The organism is Zoogloea sp. 1C4, assembly GCF_009469605.1.
Taxonomy (GTDB): Bacteria; Pseudomonadota; Gammaproteobacteria; order Burkholderiales; family Rhodocyclaceae; genus Zoogloea; species Zoogloea oryzae.
Genome location: NZ_SSXU01000080.1, coordinates 1 through 1,886 on the forward strand (window position 1 = coordinate 1; position 1,886 = coordinate 1,886).

At 30.4% G+C, this 1,886-nt stretch carries 4 protein-coding genes; all 4 read right to left on the reverse strand.

Annotated elements, in window-relative coordinates:
• Positions 1–125: 125 nt before the first annotated feature.
• Positions 126–572: a hypothetical protein gene (locus tag GH681_RS22840; RefSeq protein WP_153163797.1), complete on the reverse strand. Its 447-nt coding sequence runs from the start codon at positions 570–572 to the stop codon at positions 126–128.
• On the reverse strand, positions 572–1,030 hold the full coding sequence (locus tag GH681_RS22845) for a hypothetical protein (protein WP_153163798.1): 459 nt from the start codon (positions 1,028–1,030) through the stop codon (positions 572–574). The genes GH681_RS22840 and GH681_RS22845 overlap by 1 nt, the downstream gene beginning before the upstream one ends.
• Positions 1,024–1,227, reverse strand: a complete 204-nt coding sequence (locus tag GH681_RS22850) for a hypothetical protein (RefSeq protein ID WP_153163799.1) — start codon at positions 1,225–1,227, stop codon at positions 1,024–1,026. The genes GH681_RS22845 and GH681_RS22850 overlap by 7 nt, the downstream gene beginning before the upstream one ends.
• Before the next feature lie 284 nt (positions 1,228–1,511).
• Positions 1,512–1,886, reverse strand: a 375-nt coding sequence (locus GH681_RS22855) for a hypothetical protein (RefSeq protein WP_194271324.1), incomplete at its 5' end; no start/stop codon positions are given.

Below are 1,886 nucleotides of genomic sequence, written 5' to 3' on the forward strand. Positions count from 1 at the left end.
AGTATAATTTACTAAATGCTTTCTGAGAACCTTGTTTAGCTTGCTCTACTAGATCTATTATTTCTTGTGTCATATAGCTAAACTTTAGTGGATTGTAGTTAACCCAATAACTACAATCCTTAAATTCAGAAGGGAAGTTTTATGATTTCTTTACAGTAATAATTATTTACTGCTAGACATCTTTTATAGAATACATCTGAGATATGTTCTCTCCATTCTTCTTTCTCTTCTTCATTGAGAGGATATGCCATTTTCAATGACATATTAATAGCAATCCTTACTCTTACTAATCTTGTTTGAAGACTTAATATTTTATCTTCTAATAGATTATTAAGAATATCCATCCATAGTCTTCTATTTATCCACTTATTGATACTTAGACAAGTGTTACTAGTAACTATCTTAGATTTTAAATCAGGTGGTATATTTGCCCAATCATCTAATACACTATCTGCATATCCTAATACTTTAGTATCAAAATTAGCAGAAGATACAATCTTGTCTAAAGTAAACCTATAAGGTTCCTCTAATTCAGCATTGAGTGCTTCAATAAGTCTCTTAAAATCGCTCATTATGGTTCTCTGTTAAGTGCTTTACAAATTACAGTAAATACATAGTTAGCTTGAGACATTTTTAGGCTGTATTTCTTCTTTAAATGCAGTCTAGTTCTTACTTTAGCTTGTTCTATACCATATAATGGTAAAGTTGATTTATAGTAAGCAATACCTTCTTCGATGATTTTATCTTTTCTAGAATCTTCTCCTAAGCCTTCTAGAGTCTGTAAATCACCAATACCTACATTATCAACTACTTCAGTAATAGATGGTAATGCAAATGTATACTTTTCAGGATACATCATAATATCTACCACTTCAGGACTGTCTTTAGTAAGATCTTTAGCTTTACCATTCTGTTTAAAGTAATTAAGATCAATTGCACCTACTACTTCTAATAATGGTTCTACTCCGCTTAAAAGGAGCAATACATTAGTTTCTGGACCTTGTGCGATCCACATACCTGCTTTTAACATAATCCTTTTGTTTTAAGTATTTTGATAAATTCATTTTTGAATCTCTTTACTACAACTGCTGCATCCATTGGACTAATGTTGAATTCAGAAGCTACTTTCTTTCTAAATTCCATTTCTCCACTGCATTGCTGCATTACTTCTTGTAGTCTTTCTCGCTCTCCTGGTTCAGTCCAGCGAACATATTGAACAATTTCCATGTTAATTCATTTGATGTTCAAGATCTTTAATTTTATTATAGATGCCTACCCAATATATCAAGCCTTCTTTACTCTTTTCAGCTTGAAACATTTCATAGATTTTGCATCTATTGTATCCGACTGTAATGTTATGTACACCACGTCGCCAACCTCTACCTCCCTTCATTACTGATGGAGTTGATTCATATACATACTCAATGAACGCAGTAAGTTTACGTTCTCTTGTAAGAACAATTTCCCAAGTCTTAGGCAATTTATTCCTAATAAAACCTCTTAAGCCTTTTTTATTCATGTTTATATTTAAATATTTTTGAATTACTTCCAAATTCAAATTTAATTAGATAGATACTATTTTTAATAGTTGCTCCATCAAGTGTTATTTTAACTTTACATATAAAATCATCAAGATAATACGTACTATTAATATACCATCCAACTATACTATGATAGTTTCTTCCATCATTACTACTAATCCACGCTTTTGCAAAATAATCTTTCATATTATATGTTGATTGATCTTCATATATTGCTAATAATATCCAAAGTTCTTTTCGTATAGTATCTAAGATTTCTGCTTGAGTATCAAATTCTTTTTCTTTACTCTTTTTATGCCGACCACGATTCATAAGTAGTTTCTTTAATTGAAGATTGGAGTCTTT